Below are 14,850 nucleotides of genomic sequence, written 5' to 3'. Positions count from 1 at the left end.
CGGCACTTTCAAGAGCGGGGCTGCGAATTTGTGCCAAGGCGGAATGAGCAAGGCTTTCCGGGGGGTTAGCCCCGGCGACGGCGGCGGCGGCCTGTGCCGTCTGCGCCGCTGCCGCCCGCGTTGAAGCTGGGCTCGGGCAGGGGCACCACGGCGGAGAGCTGCGGGAAGGGCGCGGTGGCGTGGGGCAGGGCATTGGCGGCGACGAAATGCTCCTGAAAGCGCGGCTCAACGGCGGTTTCAACCTTGTGGATCTGGCGCACAAGCTCTTGCACGTTACGGCGTTCAACGCGGTTCAGCAGGGCGATGCGCGCGCCGGTTCCCGCGGCGTTGCCGGCGCTGGTGACCTTATCGAGCGGGGCGTCGGGGATCATGCCGAGCACCATGGCGTGCTTGGGGCTGATATGGGCGCCAAAGGCCCCGGCAAGCACGATGCGATCCACCTCATCCACGCCAAGCTCATCCATCAGCAGGCGCGCGCCCGCATAGAGCGCGGATTTGGCCAGCTGGATGGCGCGGATATCGCCTTGGGTGACGGTCACGCGCGGGCCGCCCTCGGCGGTGGCGTCATGCAGGAGGTACTCAAAGGTGCGGCCCTGCGCGGTGATGCGCGGGGTGCCGGTGGCCTCGGTTGAGCCGATCAGGCCGGAGCGATCCACAAGGCCCGCCATGCGCATTTCGGCCACGGCCTCGATGATGCCGGAGCCGCAGATGCCGGTGACGCCGGTTGTGGCGGTGGCCAGATCAAAGCCCTCATCGGTGTTCCAGAGATCACAGCCGATGACCTTGAAGCGCGGCTCCTTGGTGGCGGGATCAATCTCGACCCGCTCGATGGCACCGGGGGCAGCGCGCTGGCCAGAGCTGATTTGCGCGCCCTCAAAGGCCGGGCCGGTGGGCGAGGAGCAGGCCAGAACGCGGGAGGTGGAGCCGAGCAGGATTTCGGCGTTGGTGCCGACGTCGACGATCAACACCAGATCGGACGAAAGCTGCGGTGCCTCCGAAAGCGCCACGGCGGCGGCATCGGCCCCGACGTGGCCCGCGATACAGGGCAGCACAAAGGCGCGGGCCTGCGGGTGGATTGCCTCGGGCATGAGGGTGGCGGCGGGCAGTTCGAGCGCGTCGGAGGTGGCGAGCGCGAAGGGCGCCTGGCCAAGTTCAACCGGGTCAATCCCGAGCGCGAGGTGGTGCATGACCGGGTTGCAGACCAGCGTGATCTCGAAGATCGACGCGGGATCAACCTGCGCTTCGGTGGCGGTGGCGCGGGCCAGATCGGCGAGGGCGGCACGCACGGCGGTGGTCATCTCAACGTCGCCGCCGGGGTTCATCATGGCGTAGGACACCCGGCTCATCAGGTCTTCGCCAAAGCGGATTTGCGGGTTCATCACCCCGGAGGAGGCTTTGACCTCGCCGGTTTCAAGATCACACAGGTGGGCGGCGATGGTGGTGGAGCCAAGATCAATTGCAAGGCCATGAAGCGGGCCTTCAAAGAAGCCGGGCCAGAGGGCGAGCAGGCGGGCGGGGCGTGCATCATCAGGGCGGTGGATGGCGCAGGTGACCTGCCATTTGCCCGCTCGCAGGGTGGGCTGGAGGCTGGGGAGGAGATTAAGATCAACCTCCATCTCCTTGATATCCCAAGTTTCTGCGAGAGATTTGCGCAGGCGCTCCAGATCGCCGGAGGGAGCGTGCATATCCGGTTCGGTGACATCAACAAGGTAGAGCCGGGTGGCAGGGTCCATCGCGATGACGCGGGTATCGGCGCTTTTGCGGATCACCTGCTTGTGGACCTGGCTTTCGGGTGGCACGTCGATCACCACATCCTTGAGGATCTGGGCCTGACAGCCAAGGCGGCGGCCTTCCTTGAGGCCGCGCACGGTATCATAGCGCGCCTCAACGCTGTTCCACTCAGACAGCGCATCGGGGGCGACGGTGACGCCATGCTTGGAAAATTCGCCCACGCCGGGGCTGACCTGACATTTGGAGCAGATGCCGCGCCCGCCGCAGACGCTATCAAGATCGACCCCAAGCTTGCGGGCGGCCTCCAGCACAGAGGTGCCCGCCGCCACATGGCCGCGCTTGCCCGAGGGGGTGAATATGACGAGTGGGTCGCTCATGCCTGGCCCCCGCAGGCGCGGATTTTCTCGCGGATAGGGGCGAGGAAGGTTTCGACCGTGGCGTCGGGCAGGCTGGGGAAGGTGACCTCAACCGCGTTGACGCCGCCGCCGGGGCATGGGCCGCCATCGAGCAGCGTGCATTGAGTCAGGGCGCCATTGTCGAGCCGGAAGAGCGCGCGGGGCGGCAGATCGGGGTCGGGCGTGGGCGGGGTGGTGAGGCGCAGGGCCTGAATGGAGCGCATTGGCATCCGCTCCAGCGTGCTTTCTTCAACCCGCGACTCTGGTGCGACGATCTCGTTGACGATGCCAAGCTCACAGCCGGTGAAGATGAAGTCGATCCGGTAGCGCCCATCGGGGCCGCGCCACTCGAACGGGGCTTTGAGGACGATCTCCTTGGGGGCGGCGTTTTCTGCGCTTTTGCCGCCCATGGCGAGATAGAAGAGCACGCCGAACATGGCCAGCACTGCCAGCAGGACCACGCCCAGACCGTTCATCATCAACTTCATAGCGTTGCTCCGGTTGCCTCAGAGGCAGATGTGCCAAAAGCGGGGCTTTGGGGCAAGTGCGCGTTTTCGACAGGCGCCCGCGTGGAAGCGGAAGAATTTTCACGAAAATTCTTCGGGGCCGAAAAATCTTCGTCAAGATTTTTCCGGGTGGCGGCGCTAGACGAGGACGCGGAGCGGGGCGCGGGTGCAGATGATGATATACTGCCCGCCCGCTTCGACCATGTGGAAGCCACGGCGGCGCACCTCAAGTTCGAGGGTTTCGCGCCCGATCTTACGGTCGACATCATCAACCCGCCTCCGCACCACACCGCCCGAGATCGCGGATTTCGCCGAGAAAATCTGGCTTAGCCATTGATCGTTGGCGGAGAGGGGGCTGAGGAAGCTCATCCCGCAAGCCTGCCTTGGGCATGTTTAACATCGGGTTAAATCCCGCGCTCAGCCGCGACGGCGGCGGCGGCGGCCTGATCCGGCGGAGGTGCTGGCCTGGCTTGCCTCGGCAAAGCTGGCGCCTTCAGCCACCGCATCGAGCACGCGGGAGAATTTGATCCACTCGCCGCCGTTCGGGTCATGGTTCATCAGCAGGTTGGCGGCGCGGATGGCCTCCATCTCGACCGAGCGCACCGGGTTCATGATGGCGCTGGTCATGCCCGCGCCGATGGCCATGGGCAGGAAGGCCGCGTTGACGCCGTGGCGGTGGGGCAGCCCGAAGGACACGTTGGAGGCGCCGCAGGTGGTATTGACGCCCAGCTCATCGCGCAAACGGCGCACGAGGGTAAAGACCTGCTGGCCCGCCGTGGCCATGGCCCCGATCGGCATGACCAGCGGGTCCACCACGATGTCATGGGCGGGGATGCCGAAATCGGCGGCACGCTCAACGATCTTTTTGGCGACGGCGAAGCGCACATCGGGGTCTTCGCTGATGCCGGTGTCATCATTGGAGATGGCGACCACGGGCACGTTATACTTTTTGACCAGCGGCAGAACCAGCTCAAGGCGCTCTTCCTCGCCGGTGACGGAGTTCAGCAGCGGGCGGCCCTCGGCCATTTCGAGGCCGTTTTTCAACGCGCCGGGGACGGACGAGTCGATGCAGAGCGGCACATCGACCAGCGCCTGCACCTTCTCGATCAACTGCTTCATCAGCATCGGCTCAACGAAGTTGTTGTCGGCGTAGCGCGGGTCTTCGGCCATTTTATTGGTGAAAACCGCGCCGGAGTTCACATCGAGCACCATGGCGCCGCAGGCGACCTGCTCAAGCGCGTCGCGCTCGATGGTGGAAAAATCATCCATCTCAAGCTCGGCGGCGAGCTTTTTGCGCCCAGTCGGGTTGATCCGCTCGCCGATCACGCAGAAGGGCTCGTCAAAGCCGATGGTGACGGTCTTTGTTTTGCTTTCGATCACGGTGCGGGTCATGTGGGTTTCTTGGCTCTCTTTTTGGACGGGGCCTGGGATCAGGCGGTTTGGGCGGTGTCGTGGGCGCCGTTTTCGGCGGCCCAGCGGGCGCAGGGGGTGATACCACCCAGCGGGAAGAAGTGCACCTTGGCAATGTTGCAGGCAGGATGAGCGGCCTTGTGCGCGGCGAGGTTTGAAAGCACCTCGGTTGGCTCAAACGGCTTCACCAGCCGGGTCACATCGCGGGCGCGGCGCTGAAGCACCCGCAGCGAGGGGCCAACACCGCAGGCGACGGCGAATTTGATCATGGTTTGCAGCTTGGCGGGGCCAGCGATGCCGATGTGAACGGGCAGGGTGACGCCCGCTTTGGCCAGCCGATCCACCCATTTGATCACCGGGGCCGCCTCAAAGCAGAACTGGGTGACGATGGCCATTTCGGCATCGGTGCGCTCAGAGAATTGTTGTTTCCACAAAAGGGCTTCATCGACGTTCTTCATGCTGCCGTCAGGGTCGATGTCACGGTTGCCCTCGGGGTGGCCGGCCACGTGCAGCCGGGTGAAGCCGGCGCGATCAAAGAGGCCGGTTTCCATCAGCTGCATGGAGCTTTCAAACACGCCCTGCGGAGCCGAGAGGCCGCCGCCCAGAAGCAAGGCCTGGTTCACCCCGGCTTCGCCCTGGTAGCGGGCGATCCAATCGGCCAGCGTGGCGGCATCGGGGATGATGCGGGCGGGAAAGTGCGGCATGACCTCAAAGCCATCAACGGCGAGGCGGGCGGCGGTGGCGACCATCTCCTCGATCGGGGTGCCCGCAATATGGGCGATGTAAACGCGGGTGCCAGCGGGCAGGAGCGCCTTGAAATCCGCGACCTTGGCGGCGGTGCGCGGCATCACCTCGATCGAGTGGTTTGCGATGAAGCCCGCCAGTTCGCCCGAGGCGGGGGCGGGCTTGCGGCGAGAGAAGGTGAGAATGGCCATTGCGCGTCTCCGATGCTCAGGTTTGCCAACCGTCATTGGCGATCAGGGCCTTTATCTTCTCTGGCCCGTAATCGCCCTCAAGGCGCGCGGCGGTGTCATTAGCAATGGCCTGAGGATCGCCCTCGGCCTCACCCGACGCCACCTTGCGCCATTCGGAGAGATAGGCATCGCTGTCTTTTGCGCCGATCTTCATGGCACAGCGGTCAATAGCCTGTTCAAAACGCTCGGGCAGCACCGCCTTGGCGCCGCGACGCCCGCGGCCAACGATGACCTGCGCGGGGATATCCCGCCAGTAGACGATGGTGATCTGGGGCATATGGCCCTTCTCCTGCTCAGCGTTTCACGCTCTCCTGCCTTTCAGCATTACGCGGTTTTGACCGCCCGCCACGCGCGATTATCGACATGGTGAGCGGCGGAAACGACAGGAGCCTGCCAAGGTGTAAACGCCTCGTGGCAATATGATAACCCCACTGAGGGCTCATAATCTTCAACATGATGATGAATGCTGTGTGACGCTTTGCGCGCCCGAGCCTCAAACAAGTGGACAGGTCGCCGCGCCGGGCGTAGGCTCAAGATAACTCGAAATGGAGGGCGATATGCCCGCGAAGCGTCCGATAGGTGCGGACGCGTTCCCGCAAGCGGTTGAGCTGCCCGCACCGCCCGTCTCTGATCCGGTTGCCACCTATGCGGCACTGGATCTGGGGACAAATGCCTGCCGGATGCTGGTTGCCCAACCCAAGGGCAGCCAGTTCCATGTGATCGACAGTTTCTCGAAGTCGGTCCACCTTGGCCAGGGGCTTGAAGCCTCTGGGCGGATCAGCCGTGCCTCGATGGGGCGCACCGTGCAGGCCATGCGGATATGCCGGAAAAAGTTTGAAAAACATGGTGTTGAGCGGATGCGGCTGGTGGCGACAGAGGCTTGCCGGCGCGCTGCCAACGGTATGGACCTGATCCGCGCGGTGGAGCGCGAGACCGGGTTGGCGCTGGAGGTCATCCAGCCCGAGGAAGAGGCGCGGCTGGCGGTGGTCAGCTGTGCGCCGCTGGTTTCCAACAGGACCGAGCAGCTTTTGGTGGTGGATATTGGCGGCGGCTCGACCGAGCTTGTGTGGATTGATCTTTCGCGCGTGCCAAGGGCCGAGCGGGCGCGGGCGATCATGCGGCTGCACAAGGGGTTTGTTACCGAGGAAACCCTGTTTCCGGCGGCCAAGGTGGTGGATTGGATCTCGATCCCGCTGGGCGTGGCCACGTTGCGCGACCAGTTTCGCGATGTGCGCGGCGATGGCGCGCGGTTTGCGCTGATGTCCTGTTATTTTGAGGATATGCTGGCCGAATTCGCCCCCTATGAGGCGGGCGTGGCGCGCGAGGGCTTTCAGATAATCGGCACCTCGGGCACCGTGACCACGGTGGCGGCCTCGCATTTGGGGTTGCGGCGGTATGATCGCAACAAGGTGGACGGGCTGCGCATGACCACGGCGCAGATTGATGCGGTGATCCGGGGCTACCTGCTGATGGGCGACGCGGGCCGCAAGGCCGATCCGCGCATTGGGCGGGACCGCCAAGCGCTTATCATGTCAGGCTCGGCGATCTTGCAGGCGCTGATGCGGGCCTGGCCGACGGACAGGCTTTCGGTGGCGGATCGGGGGCTGCGCGAGGGGCTGCTTTATGCCCAGATGAGTGCCGATGGCGTGCTGGAGGACGGCGGGCTTTAGGCGTGGTGGGTTGACACCCACCCACCGGCCAGCCAGCTAGGCGATATGGTAAAGAAACCCACAGGAAAAAACACCTCGGGGCGCGGCCAGCGCGATTTGAAGGTGAAGGTGAAAAGCGCACGCGGGCGGCGGCTGTCGTCAACGTTGTGGCTGGAGCGGCAGCTGAACGACCCCTATGTGCAGCGGGCCAAACGCGAGGGCTATCGCGGGCGGGCGGCGTTCAAGATCATGGATCTGGACGACAAGTATCGCTTTCTGGTGCCCGGTGCGCGGGTGGTGGACCTTGGCTGCGCGCCCGGCGGCTGGTGCCAGATCGCGGTGCCGCGCATCAACGCGCTTGGAGAGAAGGGCGGCAAGGCGCAGGGGCGGATCATTGGCGTTGATTTGCAAGAGGTTGAGCCGATTGCCGGGGCTGAATTGCATGTGCTCGACTTCATGGAAGAGGGCGCGGACGAACAGGTGAAGCAGTGGCTTGGCGGGCAGGCGGATGTTGTGATGTCTGACATGGCGGCCGCCTCATCGGGGCATAAGCAGACCGACCATTTGCGCATTATCTCGCTGTGCGAAGCGGCGGCCTATCTCGCGTTTGACGTGCTGGCACCGGGCGGGACCTTTGTGGCCAAGGTGCTGGCGGGCGGCGCGGAGGGCGATCTTCAGAAGCTGCTGAAACAGCGGTTCAAGAAGGTGGCCAATGTGAAGCCGGGCGCAAGCCGGGCTGACAGCTCTGAGAAGTTTGTGGTGGCGACGGGGTTTCGGGGGCCAGAGGCTGAGGAATAGGGCGCTTTAACATCGCCTTGTAAGGTGCTGGTGTAGTTTGTTAAACCCAGCGGCGGAGCAACCGGCGCACCCAGGGGCGCAGGCGGATATTGAGCCGCAGCACGGCCGGATCGTGCGCCGCGTTGCGGGCGGCGGGGCGGGCAGGCTCACCACCTTGCATTAGCATCGGGCTGGACTGGGCCGAGAGCAGCAGATCCTCCAGCCGAGCGGTGCTGACAGCTTCGGGCGCGTGCCATTTTTCAACATGAAGTTTGTCGCACATCGCTTTGATATCAGGCGTATAACCACGCGATGAGGCCCATTCGGCGCTGCGCGCCTGCCATGCCTCCAACAGCGCTATACGGCGGGCGGGCGGCAGCAGGGAGCTGCGGTTGATTGGGGTGGGGTTGAGCGCAAAATAACCGCGGATCAGCTCACGGCGGGTCTCGCGGTGTTCGACCAGCATGTTGACGAGGCGGACCAGCTCGATGCTTTCGCGGTCGGGCGAGGGGTAGCGGGGGGCGCCGGGGATGGGGCCAAGATCATCCGGCAGATCGGCCAGCTCGCGAAAGCCCTCCCAGATGCGGTGATCGGTGGCGAGCCTGTCAAAATCGGCGAGCCGAACCTGTGTGCCGCTGGCCTCCTCGAAAGGCGCAAAGAGGGTGGGCCAATCGGTGAGGCCGGTGCCGTAATCCACCAGAAACTCCTCAAGCGAGCGCGCGCCGCCGCGCTGCCCGCCGGTGACGACTTCTTTGTAGAGCGCCTCGCCGTAGGTATCGGCGCGGCGGCCCAGTGCGACCAGGTCAATGTGTTTGAAACCGGAGAGGCGCTGCATGAGGCGCGCGATCAGATCATTGCGGGTGGGATCGGTGGGCAGGCCCATATTTTCGCATGATATCAGGGTGATACCGGGGCGCTCGCCGATGATTTCGCGGTAAAGGTTGCGCCAAAGCTGTTCATCGCCCTTGCGGTGCGCGGCCAGCAGGCCCTGGTGGCCGGGGAAGGCGCCATCGCGGGTGTGTTGCTCCTCTGGCGGGGAGAGGCCGGTAGAGGGGATGAGGATGCGGCGCTCCAGAAGGCGCTCGCGGTGGCCCAGCAGATTGTGCTGGATATAGGTGGAGCCGGTTTTATGCAGCCCGAGGTGGAGCACCAGCTTGCCGGGTAGCGGCGGGCAGGGGCGGGGTGGCTCGGCGGGGGCCGGGGCGCGGGCGCGCAGCAGGGCATCGGCCTCAACAAAGCGGCCTTCGCGCAGCAATTTGTGCAATTCGAAAAAATCGAGCCGGGTGATCCGCCCGCGCCGGGTTTTCATGCCGACGCGGGAGGTTTTGGCGACCATCGGATCATCAAAGAAGGCGTTGGAGAAGCTGTCATCGCCCAGGAGGGCCCGCAGGCGGGGGCCAAAGGCGGCGGTTTCGGGCGATTCGGCGGCGGCGAGCAGGGGAATGATCTCCATGTCCCAGATCAGGCGGGAGACCGCGTTGAACAACTCGCGCTTTTCAAAGCGGGCGGGCAGGCGATTGGCGGCGACCTCGCTGCGCACCACGGCGAGGCATTTTTCCAGCAGTTGCACCTGAAGGCGCAGGGTATCGGGGGTGGTGGGCGACACCGAGATGGACCCGGCGCGCCGCCGCCACACGCGGGTGGGCGTGCCAAGGTAGGCGATCTTGCCGGCGCGGGTGGTGGTTTGCAGCACGAAGAGGCGGTCTTCAAAGCGGGGCTGGGCGGGATCGAAGGTGAGCGCGTTTTCGGCCAGAAAGCGGCGCGCGTAGATCGACGACCAGGAGGAGACGATGAATTGCGCCTCTTCGGCCTGCAACAGCCCATCGGTGGTGCGCCGCTCCCTGTGCAGCGCGTCATCCCGGTGCAACACGCCGAGCTCTGGCCCGCCTTCGCGCGACAGGTAGCAAGGGGCGTGGGTGATATCGGCGCCGGTTTGCTTGGCGAGCGCCAATTGCGCCGCGAGGCCGCCGGAGGTGTAGTAATCATCGGAATCAAGGAAGGCGATGAAGGCGCCTTTGGCGGCGGCGAGGCCGGTGTTGCGCGCCGCAGAAAGCCCCTCGTTCTTGACGTGGCTGAGCAGGCGCACCGGCGGCGTGGCTCCAAGAGCGCGGATATCGTCGGGGGAAAACCGCTCCGGGTTGTCGTTGACCACGATCACCTCGACCCCGGCGATGCCTTGGGCGGCGATGGAGCGCAGCGCGGAGGAGAGGAAGGCGATTTCGTCGTAGAACGGCAGGATCACCGTGAGCGGCACGGGGGTTTCGCTGGTATCTGACGGAAGGGAAACGCCTGTGGTGGCGGGGGGCAGGCCCGCGATCATCGGGTGTTCAGAGGCTGGGTATGTCGTCCGACGGGCCGTCGTCGGAATCGATTGAGAACACGAAAATCAGGCCGAACAGCATGACCAGAAGTGGCCCAAGGATTTCAAACGGCACGATCTCACCCCGAAAATAGGCATTACGATATCTTCTTCATATTGAATAAAGTTTTTTCGATCAAGCAGTGGCGGGCTGAATGGTGGGGAAGGGGGCGGGCAGGCCACGGTACGGGGCGGCACGGGTGAGGAAGTGCCGGGAGGGCGCCGGGACGGCGGCAGCGCTTATGGGCGCACGGCTTTGCGCACGGCTTCCAGTGTGAGGTGATCCTCGGGGAGTGTGGCGAGGTTTGGCATGGGGGTGCCGTGTTGGCCGGTGTTGCCCTCGACTGTTCCGGTATCGGCGGGCAGGCCGGCATCAGCGGCGTCACGGGCGGTGGGCACGGGGGGATTCAGCTTGAGGAAATGTGCTTGCAGGTGGCGGATTTCGCAGCCGAGCGGATCATCGAACCAGCGCTCGACCGCTTCGCCCGGTGTCATCCCTTCGCGGGTTTCTTCCAGCGAGAGGTGCGAGGTGTCGGGGTCAATCTCGGAGATGGTGAGGGATAGCACGCCCGATGAAAGGGTGCCTTCGGCGTCTTCGCCTTCGATGTGGATGCGCACGCGGCCGGCGCTGTCACGCTCCAGCACGGTGAGGGTGACCTCTTCGGCCAGCTCGCCACAGGCCATCAGCCCGGCATAGAAGGTATCGTTGCAGTCGGGATCGGTTTCGACATCAATCAGGCGGGCGGAGGTGAGCCGGGGGGCGGCACCGGGCACCACGGCGGCCCAAAGCTCGGCCCCGTCGGCGCTGATCTGGCCCTGGGCGGAGGTGGCATAGGGGAAAGAGACCCTGAGCAGATGTTTCCAACCCTCGTGGCCCAGCATGACCAACCCGGCAGAGAACAGCGCTGCCAGCGGCAGGCCGATCAGCCCGTCGAGCGCGGTAAAGCTGCCAAGCAGGCCACCAAGGAAGGTGCCCGCGCCGATACACTCCAGCCAACCCCGCTTTGACGGGTAATAGGCCAGCACGGCGGCGGCGATGGCAGCCATCACCACGGGGGCCAGCAGGAAGGAGATCAGCTTGGAATACCATCGCAGGCCCGGCAAAAGGCCGATGAACAGCAGCCCGATCGCCATCGAGACAGCGAAGAACAGAAGACGACGGCGCTGGCCGGACAAAATCGCAAGCATCGGGTGGGCCTTTGGTATGGGCTATGAAACGCGGCTGGTGATCGCCTGGCGCCAATATGGCGGCGCAATATGGCGGCGGTTTGGCGCAAGCGTGAGCATGATTGGGAAGATTGCCGCCGGGGTGGATGCAATCGGGCAAAGCGGGCCAAATTGTTAACGAGGCATCGCCAAAAGCGGGCAGAAAACAGGCAGGTGGGAAGATCACGCGCAATCACGGTTGCGGGTGCAGCATTTGGTAAAATCCGGGGCGATCCACGCTTGTGAAGCGCGGCGCGGACAGGCAGGATGGGGGCGCTGGATGGTTGGCGCTTGAAAAGCCGGGGGGCACCCCCACTTTAGAGGGCAGACCGGAGGGGGCTGTGGCTGCCGATTAAGCCCGCAAATGCGGGTTGGGGCCGATACTCCCTTGCCAAGAACAAGGAAACGATATGCACGAGCAAATGAGCCAATCCTATCCCGTCCTCCCGCTGCGCGACATCGTTGTGTTTCCACACATGATCGTGCCGCTGTTCGTGGGCCGTGAAAAATCGGTCCGCGCGTTGGAGGAAGTGATGGGCGATGACAAGCAGATCCTGCTTGCAAGCCAGATCGACCCATCGGTCGATGAGCCCACAACGGATGGGATTTACAAGGCAGGGGTGCTGGCCAATGTGCTGCAACTGCTGAAGCTGCCCGATGGCACCGTGAAGGTGCTGGTCGAGGGCCGCCACCGGGTGAGGATTGTCGAATATACCGACCGCGAGGCGTATTTCGAGGCGAGCGCCGAGCCGCTGACCGAAATGCCCGGCGATGATGAAACCGTTTCGGCCCTGACCCACACGGTTGCCGAAGAGTTTGAGCGCTATGCAAAGGTGCGCAAAAACATCCCCGAAGAGGCGCTTGCCGCCGTTTCAGAGGCCGACACCCCCGAAAAGCTTGCCGATCTGGTGAGTGGCCATCTGGGTGTGGAAGTGGACCAGAAGCAGGAGCTTCTGGAAACGCTCAACGTGGGCGAACGTCTGGAAAAGGTTTATGGCCTGATGCAGGGCGAGATGAGCGTTTTGCAGGTTGAGAAAAAGATCAAGACCCGCGTGAAGAGCCAGATGGAGCGCACCCAGCGCGAATACTATCTGAATGAGCAGATGAAGGCCATTCAGAAGGAGCTGGGCGACGGCGACGAAGGCCAGAACGAGGTGGCCGAGCTTGAGGCGAAGATCGCCGAGACCAAGCTGAGCAAGGAAGCCCGCGAAAAGGCCGAAGGCGAGATCAAGAAGCTCAAGAACATGAGCCCGATGAGTGCCGAGGCCACAGTGGTGCGCAACTACCTTGACTGGATGCTGTCGATCCCGTGGGGCACCAAATCCCGCGTGAAAAAGGACCTGACCCGCGCCGAGAAGGTGCTGGACGATGACCACTATGGTCTGGAAAAGGTCAAGGAGCGGATCGTTGAGTATCTGGCGGTGCAGCAGCGCAGCAAAAAGCTGAAGGGGCCAATCCTGTGCCTCGTTGGCCCGCCGGGCGTAGGTAAAACCAGCCTTGGCAAGAGCGTGGCAAAGGCGACAGGGCGCGAGTTTATCCGCATCAGCCTTGGCGGCGTGCGCGATGAGTCCGAGATCCGGGGCCACCGGCGGACCTACATCGGCTCGATGCCCGGCAAGATCATTCAGGCGCTGAAGAAGGCGAAAACCACCAATCCGCTGATCCTGCTCGATGAGATCGACAAGATGGGCCAGGATTTCCGGGGCGATCCGGCGAGTGCCATGCTTGAGGTGCTTGACCCTGAGCAAAACGGCACCTTCGTGGACCACTACCTTGAGGTGGAATATGACCTCAGCAACGTGATGTTCCTGACCACGGCGAACTCCTACAACATGCCCGGCCCGCTTTTGGACCGGATGGAGATCATCCCGCTGGCCGGCTACACCGAGGACGAGAAGGGCGAGATCGCGCGCCAGCACCTGATCGACAAGCAGCGCAAGAACCATGGCCTGAAAAAGGGCGAGTTCGAGCTGTCTGACGAGGCGTTGACCGAGATCATTCGCCGCTACACCCGCGAGGCGGGGGTGCGTAACCTTGAGCGCGAGATCGCCAAGCTGGCCCGCAAGGCGGTGACCAAGATCGTGCGCAAGCAGGAGGAAACGGTGTCGGTGGATAAGGGCGATCTGGAGGATTTCCTCGGGGTCAAACGCCACCGCTATGGCCTTGCCGAGATGGAAGATCAGATCGGCGTTGTCACCGGGTTGGCCTGGACCAGCGTGGGCGGTGATCTGCTGTCGATCGAGGCGCTCAAGCTGCCCGGCAAGGGCCGCATGAAAACCACCGGCAAGCTGGGTGACGTGATGAAGGAATCGATCGAGGCGGCATCGTCTTATGTGCGCTCGATCAGCCCGCAGATCGGGGTGAAGCCGCCCCGGTTTGAGAAGTGGGATATCCACGTTCACGTCCCCGACGGGGCCACGCCAAAGGATGGCCCAAGCGCGGGCCTTGCCATGGTAACGGCCATCGTTTCGGTGCTGACGCAGATCCCGGTGCGCCGTGACATCGCCATGACCGGCGAGGTGACGCTGCGTGGCAATGCAACCGCAATCGGCGGGCTGAAGGAGAAACTTCTCGCAGCCCTCAGGGGCGGCATCAAGACGGTGCTGATCCCGGAAGAAAACGAGAAGGATCTGCGCGACATCCCCGATAACGTGAAGGAGGGGCTGGAGATCATCCCCGTCAGCCACGTGACCGAGGTGCTCAAGCACGCGCTGGTGCGCGAGCCAGAGCCGATCGAATGGGACGAGGCCGCCGAAGAAGCTGCCGCCGCTGCCGCGCTTTCGAAAGACAGCAAAGGCAAGGGCGAGGGGGCTGTCGCCCACTGAGCCGGGTGGCATTGAGTTGAGAGGGGCGCGCTGGCAACGGCGCGCCCTTTTTGTTGCGGTCGCCTGTGGTTGCGCGGGGGCCAGAGCCGCAGGAATGAAGCGTTTGCGCGAAGGCGAGAGGGTGATAGGCTTGGCGCAGAGCAGCAACACCGAAAGAGGCATCAATGGCCACGCGCAAGACCACCACCACCCGCAAAACCACGAGCCGCGCCAAGAGCACCACAGCGCGCAAACCCGCCGCCGCCAAGGCCAAACCCGCCGCAGCCGCCAAGCCGGAGGGCACCGCCGCCAACCTGATGGACCCGGCGACCGCGCCCACAGCTGCAAAAATGACCGTGGTCAATAGCGCCGAGCCTGTGGTGGCTGCAACGCAGCTGAAGAAGAAAGACTTCATCGACCGGGTGGTCGCTGCCAGCGGGCTGAAAAAGAAAGACGTGAAGCCAGTGGTTGAGACCACGCTGGCCGAGCTTGGCGCGATGATCTCCGAGGGCAGCGAGATGCAAACCCCCGAGCTGGGCAAGCTGATGATCCAGCGCCGCAAGGAGGTTTCGGGTGGGGAGGTTGTTGTGCTCAAGTTGCGCAGAAAAACCGCAGAAAAACCCCTTGCGAATGATGGTGAGGAAGGCTAAATCCACCGCCACGGGTGATTAGCTCAGTGGTAGAGCGCTTCGTTCACATCGAAGATGTCAGGAGTTCAAATCTCTTATCACCCACCAGGTTTTGGCCCTGCTGCCCAAATGGCGCGGGGCCTTTCCTTGCCCCGGGGCTTGCCTTGCGGGTAGGGCTTGCGCTAAAGCGGCGCAGGGGTCGTTAGCTCAGTTGGTAGAGCGCTTCGTTTACACCGAAGATGTCGGGAGTTCGAGCCTCTCACGACCCACCATTTACCCCCCCGAACAGCACCGATCAGAGGTTGGCCAATGTGGATGGTCCCGACCGACGCGCCTGCTGCGCGGACTGCTGGGGCGGGAGTTCGAGCCTCTCACGACCCACCATTTACCCCCCCGAACAGCACCGATCA

General features: G+C 63.8%; 12 protein-coding genes and 2 tRNA genes. 6 read left to right on the top strand and 8 right to left on the bottom strand.

Annotated features, from left to right (window positions below; genetic code table 11):
• Positions 1 to 65: 65 nt before the first annotated feature.
• The 6 genes from P1U55_RS10500 to P1U55_RS10475 form a co-directional block, all read right to left on the bottom strand.
• Positions 66 to 2,108: an ASKHA domain-containing protein gene (locus tag P1U55_RS10500; protein ID WP_301047529.1), complete on the bottom strand. Its 2,043-nt coding sequence runs from the start codon at positions 2,106 to 2,108 to the stop codon at positions 66 to 68.
• On the bottom strand, positions 2,105 to 2,614 hold the full coding sequence (locus P1U55_RS10495; RefSeq protein WP_301047528.1) for a hypothetical protein: 510 nt from the start codon (positions 2,612 to 2,614) through the stop codon (positions 2,105 to 2,107). The genes P1U55_RS10500 and P1U55_RS10495 overlap by 4 nt, the downstream gene beginning before the upstream one ends.
• Before the next feature lie 156 nt (positions 2,615 to 2,770).
• Positions 2,771 to 3,001, bottom strand: coding sequence for an N-(5'-phosphoribosyl)anthranilate isomerase (locus tag P1U55_RS10490; RefSeq protein WP_301047527.1), 231 nt, complete (start codon positions 2,999 to 3,001; stop codon positions 2,771 to 2,773).
• Between the two features lie 48 nt (positions 3,002 to 3,049).
• Positions 3,050 to 4,024, bottom strand: coding sequence for a methyltetrahydrofolate cobalamin methyltransferase (locus P1U55_RS10485; protein ID WP_301047526.1), 975 nt, complete (start codon positions 4,022 to 4,024; stop codon positions 3,050 to 3,052).
• 38 nt (positions 4,025 to 4,062) lie between these two features.
• Positions 4,063 to 4,977, bottom strand: coding sequence for a methylenetetrahydrofolate reductase (locus P1U55_RS10480; protein ID WP_301047525.1), 915 nt, complete (start codon positions 4,975 to 4,977; stop codon positions 4,063 to 4,065).
• A gap of 16 nt (positions 4,978 to 4,993) precedes the next feature.
• Positions 4,994 to 5,293: a virulence factor gene (locus tag P1U55_RS10475; protein ID WP_301047524.1), complete on the bottom strand. Its 300-nt coding sequence runs from the start codon at positions 5,291 to 5,293 to the stop codon at positions 4,994 to 4,996.
• Positions 5,294 to 5,573: 280 nt separating this feature from the next.
• On the opposite strand from P1U55_RS10475, the gene P1U55_RS10470 reads away from it, so the two are divergent.
• Both P1U55_RS10470 and P1U55_RS10465 read left to right on the top strand, forming a co-directional pair.
• On the top strand, positions 5,574 to 6,686 hold the full coding sequence (locus tag P1U55_RS10470) for a Ppx/GppA phosphatase family protein (protein WP_301047523.1): 1,113 nt from the start codon (positions 5,574 to 5,576) through the stop codon (positions 6,684 to 6,686).
• A 45-nt stretch (positions 6,687 to 6,731) separates the two neighbouring features.
• The gene (locus tag P1U55_RS10465) at positions 6,732 to 7,463 is read left to right on the top strand and encodes an RlmE family RNA methyltransferase (RefSeq protein WP_301047522.1); all 732 of its coding nucleotides are present in this window, start codon (positions 6,732 to 6,734) and stop codon (positions 7,461 to 7,463) included.
• Between the two features lie 40 nt (positions 7,464 to 7,503).
• Here the strand turns inward: P1U55_RS10465 and P1U55_RS10460 are convergent, their stop codons facing one another.
• The gene (locus P1U55_RS10460) at positions 7,504 to 9,762 is read right to left on the bottom strand and encodes a glycosyltransferase family 2 protein (RefSeq protein ID WP_301047521.1); all 2,259 of its coding nucleotides are present in this window, start codon (positions 9,760 to 9,762) and stop codon (positions 7,504 to 7,506) included.
• Between the two features lie 279 nt (positions 9,763 to 10,041).
• Entirely contained in the window at positions 10,042 to 10,989 is a 948-nt protein-coding gene (locus P1U55_RS10455) for a hypothetical protein (RefSeq protein ID WP_301047520.1), read from the bottom strand.
• Positions 10,990 to 11,417: 428 nt separating this feature from the next.
• On the opposite strand from P1U55_RS10455, the gene lon reads away from it, so the two are divergent.
• The 4 genes from lon (at position 11,418) to P1U55_RS10435 (ending at position 14,712) form a co-directional block, all read left to right on the top strand.
• Positions 11,418 to 13,832: an endopeptidase La gene (lon, locus tag P1U55_RS10450; protein ID WP_301047519.1), complete on the top strand. Its 2,415-nt coding sequence runs from the start codon at positions 11,418 to 11,420 to the stop codon at positions 13,830 to 13,832.
• A gap of 164 nt (positions 13,833 to 13,996) precedes the next feature.
• Positions 13,997 to 14,461: an HU family DNA-binding protein gene (locus P1U55_RS10445; RefSeq protein ID WP_301047518.1), complete on the top strand. Its 465-nt coding sequence runs from the start codon at positions 13,997 to 13,999 to the stop codon at positions 14,459 to 14,461.
• Between the two features lie 12 nt (positions 14,462 to 14,473).
• A tRNA-Val gene (locus tag P1U55_RS10440) sits at positions 14,474 to 14,548 on the top strand.
• Between the two features lie 88 nt (positions 14,549 to 14,636).
• Positions 14,637 to 14,712, top strand: a tRNA-Val gene (locus tag P1U55_RS10435).
• Positions 14,713 to 14,850 lie beyond the last annotated feature (138 nt).

This window comes from Vannielia sp. (assembly GCF_029212645.1).
In the GTDB taxonomy this organism is placed as follows: domain Bacteria; phylum Pseudomonadota; class Alphaproteobacteria; order Rhodobacterales; family Rhodobacteraceae; genus Vannielia.
Note: the sequence above shows the minus strand (reverse complement) of the source record. Positions and strands in the feature narration are given on the sequence as shown.

Coding starts and splice junctions, on each gene's coding strand:
- P1U55_RS10445 (WP_301047518.1), top strand. CDS start 13,997: ATGGCCACGCGCAAGACCACCACCACCCGCAAAACCACGAGCCGCGCC.
- P1U55_RS10465 (WP_301047522.1), top strand. CDS start 6,732: ATGGTAAAGAAACCCACAGGAAAAAACACCTCGGGGCGCGGCCAGCGC.
- P1U55_RS10475 (WP_301047524.1), bottom strand. CDS start 5,293: ATGCCCCAGATCACCATCGTCTACTGGCGGGATATCCCCGCGCAGGTC.
- lon (WP_301047519.1), top strand. CDS start 11,418: ATGCACGAGCAAATGAGCCAATCCTATCCCGTCCTCCCGCTGCGCGAC.
- P1U55_RS10490 (WP_301047527.1), bottom strand. CDS start 3,001: ATGAGCTTCCTCAGCCCCCTCTCCGCCAACGATCAATGGCTAAGCCAG.
- P1U55_RS10480 (WP_301047525.1), bottom strand. CDS start 4,977: ATGGCCATTCTCACCTTCTCTCGCCGCAAGCCCGCCCCCGCCTCGGGC.
- P1U55_RS10470 (WP_301047523.1), top strand. CDS start 5,574: ATGCCCGCGAAGCGTCCGATAGGTGCGGACGCGTTCCCGCAAGCGGTT.
- P1U55_RS10485 (WP_301047526.1), bottom strand. CDS start 4,024: ATGACCCGCACCGTGATCGAAAGCAAAACAAAGACCGTCACCATCGGC.
- P1U55_RS10495 (WP_301047528.1), bottom strand. CDS start 2,614: ATGAAGTTGATGATGAACGGTCTGGGCGTGGTCCTGCTGGCAGTGCTG.
- P1U55_RS10455 (WP_301047520.1), bottom strand. CDS start 10,989: ATGCTTGCGATTTTGTCCGGCCAGCGCCGTCGTCTTCTGTTCTTCGCT.
- P1U55_RS10460 (WP_301047521.1), bottom strand. CDS start 9,762: ATGATCGCGGGCCTGCCCCCCGCCACCACAGGCGTTTCCCTTCCGTCA.
- P1U55_RS10500 (WP_301047529.1), bottom strand. CDS start 2,108: ATGAGCGACCCACTCGTCATATTCACCCCCTCGGGCAAGCGCGGCCAT.